The following is a 7,114-nucleotide window of genomic DNA, read 5'->3' as shown; positions in this document are numbered from 1 at the left end:
AGTTTTGAGAGTGTCAAGGTTTCTCCCTGAACCTGATAACCTAAAGGCCAATCACAGGCTTTACAGGGGATTGGATGAAAGGGATGGAGCTGCTGCTGTAATTCTTGCTCTTGAGAAAAAGTTTAAGGACTTTGAGATTTTTAATATTTCCAACTTGAGCCCTTTCCAAAAAGAGGACCTGACGGAAATAAAGAAAAATCCAAAAGCCGTAATTCTAAAATATTATCCTGAAGCAGGGGAGGTGTATGCCCGGCAAGGATGGGAGTTTCCAAAGGAAATAGATAGAGTATATTGTATTGATAAAGCTAGGGAGATGTTGAATTACAAACCAAAATATAATTTTGATATTTTTTTAAAGTGACAACAATATTCATAAGGATTTAAAGGTTATGCCAAAGAATAGAAAGGGGTATCAAAAAAATGATTTTACTCACTGCACCCTACTGTCAACTCTAATAAAACGAACTCAATCCCTGCTTAAAAAAAGGGCCTAAAGCAGCCCTTCATCCGAAAAGGAAAAGTATCCTTCCTGGGTTACAATAATATGATCCAATAAAGGCAGGTCCAGGATATTTCCTGCTTCTTTGACTTTTTGGGTCAGCAACTTGTCTTGGTTAGATGGCATCAGATTTCCTGAAGGATGGTTGTGGCTGATGATGATTCCGGAAGCATTACTTTTCATGGCAGTGAACATGATCAGCTTGACATCCACTGTAACACCTGCAACACTTCCTGTTCCCAACAGCAACACACCGATTACTCTGTTTGCTTTGTTCAAAACCATGACCTTGAACTGTTCCACAAATTCTATTTTATCCTTGTCCCAGCCTTCCAGCAAAACACTGTAAGCCTGTCGTGAGCAAGTAATTTTTGGACATTGGGAAAGGCTGACTTTAGACCTGTAGGTAAGTTGGATTTCAGCAACTTGGGATAAGGAATTGATTTTTGAAGTTTCCATAACATTTCATGTTTTAGTGAGAAATTGTTTATGGTACCCTCCCAGGATGTGGGCAATCAAGACCAAGAGGCAAAGGAATAAATGGCCATGAGAGGGCAGGGGAGTGGGTTATGCCGGAAGCCCTTGTTCACCCCAGCAGCCCACATCCTAACTTGTGCCATGAATCAATTGAATGATAGAACATTGGCCAAGAGAGTTTATAGATTTATCAACTTATCTTTTGAGAATGATGTGGAAAGAGCAAATTCAGATTACAGATATATCTGTCACGGTAAGTAATTTCAGCGTGATTGAGTTTTAATTAAAAAATTCTGAAAACTTTTTAAAAAAATACCCTGTTTAGGGTATTTTTTTCTATTTGAAAACCACATATTTTTGTTTCGATGGCGGAATAAAAGTGCATCACCCTAGGAATATACAGAAGTGGCTTCTGTATTTCTGCTGCTCGTGCAATTTTATATTGATGTATGGGATTACTTTTATTGACCCAAAAACATGAAATGCACCTGTCTCCTTATTTTCCTTTTGCCCATTCTCCAGCCTGTCAGTGGACAGGATTTTTATTCAAAGGGGTTTTCCTTCACTCCCAAACCAAACCCTATTAACCTTGAATTTCCTACAAAAAATTTAGGTGGATCCTTGGAACAGCTTAGGAAATCCAATGGTGCCATAAACAATATACCATTGGATTCTGCCAAAAGCGAAGAGTACAAAGAAAAGATTTTACTGAAGATGGAAGAGGAATTAACAGAAAGATCGGGACTTGGAGAAATGGGGGAAATGGGATTTGATCCATCATTTGGAGAGGAGATGCCATTTGAAATACCGGCAGTTGATGGATCTGTTAAGGATAAGCTGAATCCCAAGACATTACAAGAGGATTTTTTTACAGACCGTAGACTGCTTGAGAATGCAATGAATGATCTTGACAAAAAGAAAAAGAAATTCAAAAGGATTGAAGACAGCAGGTACCCGGAATACGCAAAAAAAAGAAACAGTCTATCGGACAGAAAATTTTCCCAAAGATCAGAACTTGGTTTGATCGCATCCTATATCCCTTCTTTTGGTCAGGTTTCAGGAATCCAGGGGCAGTTTGGTTATGCATTGAACAGCAAGTTAACGGCAGGTTCGGGCCTTGTCTTGGGTCATTCCGATCTGTCCACTAGAACTATTTCATTGACTGCAATCAAAATGTTTTCCAACATTAGGGTAAAGGAAAATATATTTCTATTGACGGAGTATTACAGGTCGCTGGCCGAAACCAAAGAAATCCATAAAAATGGTGCAGAAGGGAAAAACCTTCTAATGATGGGAATGGGCTCAGATATCAGGATATATAAGACCATATTCCTCAGGTCTTCGGTTGCCTTTTCAGCCAACGGGTTTGGTATATCCGCATTAAATTTAAAAGAACGTCTTGTCCTGAGTGCCGGGCTGGTATTGTCAGGCACAGACAATAAAAACAAATGAATTAAATGGAATCAAATATGATAAGAAAATTATTTTTCACCGCTTCAGGGATATTGCTCTTCTGTTCAGTAACTGCACAGAATTATGTAGGCCCCTCTCCAAATTCCATGGGGATCGTCAGGCTTGCCAATCAGGTCAGCCATTATACAGGTTCACCTGGGATTAACATTCCTTTGGCATCCATTTCGGGGAAGGAACTGGGTGTATCTGTTTCCCTTTCCTATAACAGCTTTGGTCACCGGGTACAGGATGTTGCAAGTTCAGTAGGGCTTGGATGGAACCTGATGGCAGGAGGTATGATCACAAGGGTGGTAAAAGGCCTTCCCGACGACCTGACAGGAGGCTATTGCAAGCCCAATCCAACGGATGAGGAACCTGATGTCTATACTTTTGCCATCAATGGAATGTCAGGAAAATTTGTACTGGACAAAAATGGAATTCCAGTTCTGATGCCCTTTCAGGATATCCTTATCAAACCTGGAATCTGTAAAACTTCACCTGACGGACAGTGGGAAATCATCGATCAGAACGGAACGAGATATATCTTCGGTTCAACTGCGGCATCTAGGGAAACCACCACCTACAGAAAAGTTATAGAGGGAATTGGATCTACAAAAACCATAACATCGACATGGCTTTTAGAAAGAATCATTTCAGCAAACGGAACGGATGAAATATTTTTTTCCTACCTATATGGAAATCATACCATCTACAATTACTCATATTATAAGGACAATGGCCCTGATGTTAAACTTGAGAATGATAACATATTAAAAAATGAAACTTTGGAAATGACCCAATCTATAAGAGATCCTTTCTTGATATCAACTTCATCAGGGTCAATTTTATTCAATTATTCAACCAACAGGGAGGATCTTTACGGGGGAAAATCGCTGGAATCTATTATTGTCAGGGACCATTTAAATGCAGTGGTATCCAAAACTTTTTTAAAGTATAATTATTTTTCCTCTTCGGGATGTAAACGTTTAAAATTAGATGCCATTTATGACCTAGGTACGGAACCTCTGTATGGATTTATTTATGAAACAAGCATTAATCTCCCGTGCACCGATTCCAAAAACATAGATTATCTAGGCCTTTATAACGACAATACAGTAAATGATTGGATTCCTGCATATCCGACAACTGAATGGGCACTTTTTGGAGCATCTAGAGAACCAAGTACAACAAGGATGAAGGCAAATTTGATAAAATCGATATCCCTTCGAGGTGGTGCAACCATAGAATATATATTTGAACCTCATAAAGGGCTTCACAATGGGACCGAAAAAATCGTCAGCGGTAACAGGATCAAAGAAATCAAATCAAATGACGGCTCAGGAAACTTTCAAATAGTCCAGTATATCTATGATCATGTTAATCAATCAACTGGAATTGTTCCAAGGATCCCAACTATGACTTTAGCGGTAATTCAGAACAAAAAAAAAGTATGGAGAAGGTTTTCACATCCTATCGGGGAAATATTTGATTTGAACGGATCCTTCATAGGGTATAGCAGGGTTGAAGAAAGGATTCAGGGAAAGGGCAAAATAGTTCATTTTTATACAAATTATAATTCTAATATGGATCTATATTCCTTTGATGGACTATTTACAAGTAGTACAAAATTTTGGGAAAGAGGACTTCCGATAGCTATAGGAGTGTATAGTGAGTTGGGTACAATGGTCACCCATGAGTCAATGCAGTACAACTTTAGTCATCCAAATCTGAGGACCATTTCAGCTACTGAAAAAATAACTGTTCCAATAGAAAATTCAGATCCGAAGGTATTTCAAAATGACTACACTTTTGTATCAAAAGCTCTGACTCTTTCATCCAAAATAAACACTTCATACGGAACTGAAAATCAAAATAATGGAATCATTACAAATGAAGTATACGCATACTCTCCTGGAACCTACCAGCTGGTTTCTACCACATTTTCAAATAGTTCCCATCCAGATCAGAAAATCATCAAAAACCTGAAGTATGTGAATCACTGGGATTATGTTTATCAGAATTATGACTGTCAGCAACAGTTTTACAGTTGTTTGGATGGATGTATAAATTCAAGTGATCCTTATTGCGAATCAAATTGTCAAACCCAGTATGAAAACTGTGTTACAAATGCTATAGTAGATATGGACAGTTTCAGTAAAGCCGTTTATCGATTAAGGGAAAAACGCATACATAGTGCGGTTATTGAATCACAAACATTCATGGAAAAAACCGGTGTGAGAAACCTTTTGGAAGCACAAGTAATAAGATACCAGATTCTCGGAGAGGACAACAAAGTACTTCCCCATTCGGAATTGATATCGAAAAAGAACCTGTCCACATCATATACAGGTTCCAAAATCAACAGTTCCGGTGTATTTGAACTCCCTACCTCTTTTGTCGAAGTAGCAAGTTACAGTTTTGATCCGGCTACAGGGAAAATGTTATCTACCAATTCCAGGGACGGGACTGTTACATCCTACACCTACTCCAACAACAACACCACTGTAGCCTCCTCCACCACCAATCCAGGTACTTTGGAGTTCAAGACCTCTTATGTTTACAAACCACTTATCGGCCCCATACAGGAAAAGGATCCCAACAATAGAAACGTCAATATGGAATATGATGGCCTGGGGAGGCTGAGGCTCGTCAAAGACCACAACAATGATATCAGGGAACGGTACAGATACCATTACAGAAATGAGACACCCAATTTTAAAATTGTGGCCAACCCGGCACAGGTGCTGGTAGGGCAATCCGTGACCTTCAGTCTGGAGGATATTCTGGTTCCCACCGGTGGGACCTTTACAAGGCACTGGAACACAGGTAACGGCACTCAATATACTGATAATAGGACCACCATGACCCACTCATACCCGTTATCAGGCTTGTATACGGTTTCAGCGACACTGTTTACCAATGAATACGGCCCGGTCATCAGGCAGTATTCCCTTTTGGTATCGAACCCCCTCAATATTACCGTTTGTGCGGACGGACCCCAAGAGAAGGACCTATGCAATCCAGCAAACAGAGTTTGGGGTTCTTGTACTGCATCACAAGTAGACTTCGGATATACTAGGTTCCGTACTAGTTTCAGCTCCCCAACCAGTACTGGTTGTACAGGTATCTATAATTACGATTTCCAATACCGTCTTGCAGGAGGGACCTGGATCTCTTTTGCAAATGGTCCGCAAGACTACGGTGATTTTTTACACTCATCATTTGCGCATGGTTACTATTACATTCGGTGCATCATTACAGATACCTGCAGTAATACTGCAATTGCAAGCAGTTATATAAACATTTACAAAAGTAACCCAAACTGTACTCCAATTGATTACTGACCATAATTCTTTTAGAAATGAATAAAAAGGTAATTGCTCTTTTTCTTATAATGGCCTCCCAACAAATTCAGGCCCAGACCCTGGCTCCCAGTCCTGCCCAGAATTTCAACAGGAAAGAAACAGTACTTGTTGCAGGCAAAAAAACTGATGCCGATGTGCTGTCACTTACTGTGGACAATAAGTCTACGGTATATGAATACCATGATGGTGCAGGAAGGCCAATCCAAAAGGTGGGCAGACAGGCAAGCCCGTTGAAAAACGACCTGATCCAGCCTATCGTATATGACAACAAGGGCAGGCCCTCCATAGGTTACCTTCCTTACCGGAGTACGGCAACCAATGGCGGCTACAGGACCTCAGCGGTTTCCGAACAGGGAACTTTCTTCAGCTCACCACCCGCAGGGGTTACCGGGGATACCCGGCCAAGGACCAATACGGTTTACGAGGATTCCCCGTTGGACAGGGTGCTGAAAAGCACCAAAACAGGTTTGGATTTCGACAACAAATTCGTTGAGGTAGTCAACCTGGTCAACGTCTCCACTGATTTTGCGGTCCGCAAATGGGAAGTGGTGAACGGACTGCCAAGATCAACTACAACCTATCCCAATAATACCCTCAGTATCGTGCAGACCAAGGATGAGCAGAACCATCTGAACAGGGAATACACCGACTGGCTTGGGAGGACAGTGCTGACCCAGGTACAGTCTGCTGCATCGGTATGGATGAGCACGTATTATGTTTACAATGATTACAACGAATTGATGTTCCTTATCCCTCCTGCATCTTCAGCTACCCTTACCCCTGATTCCACCCATTCAAACCTTTGGCATTTCAGATACGAATATGATGATCTGGGCAGGCAAATAGGGAGTAAAGCTCCAGGTACAGACTGGGTTTATACCATATATGATCGTTGGGACAGACCTGTATTATCACAAGATGGGGTTCAGCGTGCAAAATCCACTCCAGAATGGACGTATGTTAAATATGATTCTCATAATCGACCCATAATAACGGGGATTTTCACAAGCAGTAGCACAAGGGCGACACTTACTTCAAATGTAGCAGCAGCTTCAGGTCGGTTTGAATCAAGAAATACATCTGCTCAGGGCTACTCACTGAACGTTTCTTACCCCACTACTGCTTTGGATGCCAGCATCCTGTCCATCACCTATTATGACGACTATTCTTTCCGTACCAATATAGGATGGTCCAATGACAATTTCCTTTATGCATTTCAGGAGGTACCGGAATGGTTGTTGACATCATTCAATACCGCCGTCAAAGGTCAGGTGACAGGTTCCAAATCCAGGTCACAGGGTACAGATGTAGGATGGGTTTA

General features: G+C 40.9%; 4 protein-coding genes and 1 pseudogene. 4 read left to right on the top strand and 1 reads right to left on the bottom strand.

Features of this window, described 5'->3' with window-relative positions; all coding sequences use genetic code 11:
• A pseudogene (locus ACEW8U_RS19835) lies at positions 1 to 361 on the top strand (hypothetical protein); the annotation flags it as partial.
• A gap of 129 nt (positions 362 to 490) precedes the next feature.
• Here ACEW8U_RS19835 and ACEW8U_RS19830 read toward each other — a convergent pair.
• Complete coding sequence (locus tag ACEW8U_RS19830; protein ID WP_373523796.1) at positions 491 to 958, bottom strand: RadC family protein; 468 nt, start codon at positions 956 to 958, stop codon at positions 491 to 493.
• A gap of 495 nt (positions 959 to 1,453) precedes the next feature.
• Between ACEW8U_RS19830 and ACEW8U_RS19825 the strand changes: the two genes are divergently transcribed.
• The 3 genes from ACEW8U_RS19825 to ACEW8U_RS19815 form a co-directional block, all read left to right on the top strand.
• The gene (locus ACEW8U_RS19825) at positions 1,454 to 2,428 is read left to right on the top strand and encodes a hypothetical protein (protein WP_373523795.1); all 975 of its coding nucleotides are present in this window, start codon (positions 1,454 to 1,456) and stop codon (positions 2,426 to 2,428) included.
• A gap of 17 nt (positions 2,429 to 2,445) precedes the next feature.
• Positions 2,446 to 5,772, top strand: a complete 3,327-nt coding sequence (locus tag ACEW8U_RS19820) for a PKD domain-containing protein (protein ID WP_373523794.1) — start codon at positions 2,446 to 2,448, stop codon at positions 5,770 to 5,772.
• Positions 5,773 to 5,789: 17 nt separating this feature from the next.
• The coding region (locus ACEW8U_RS19815; RefSeq protein WP_373523793.1) for a DUF6443 domain-containing protein at positions 5,790 to 7,114 on the top strand (1,325 nt) is incomplete at its 3' end.

It is taken from the genome of Aquiflexum sp., assembly GCF_041751335.1.
Taxonomy (GTDB): domain Bacteria; phylum Bacteroidota; class Bacteroidia; order Cytophagales; family Cyclobacteriaceae; genus Aquiflexum.
Note: the sequence above shows the minus strand (reverse complement) of the source record. Positions and strands in the feature narration are given on the sequence as shown.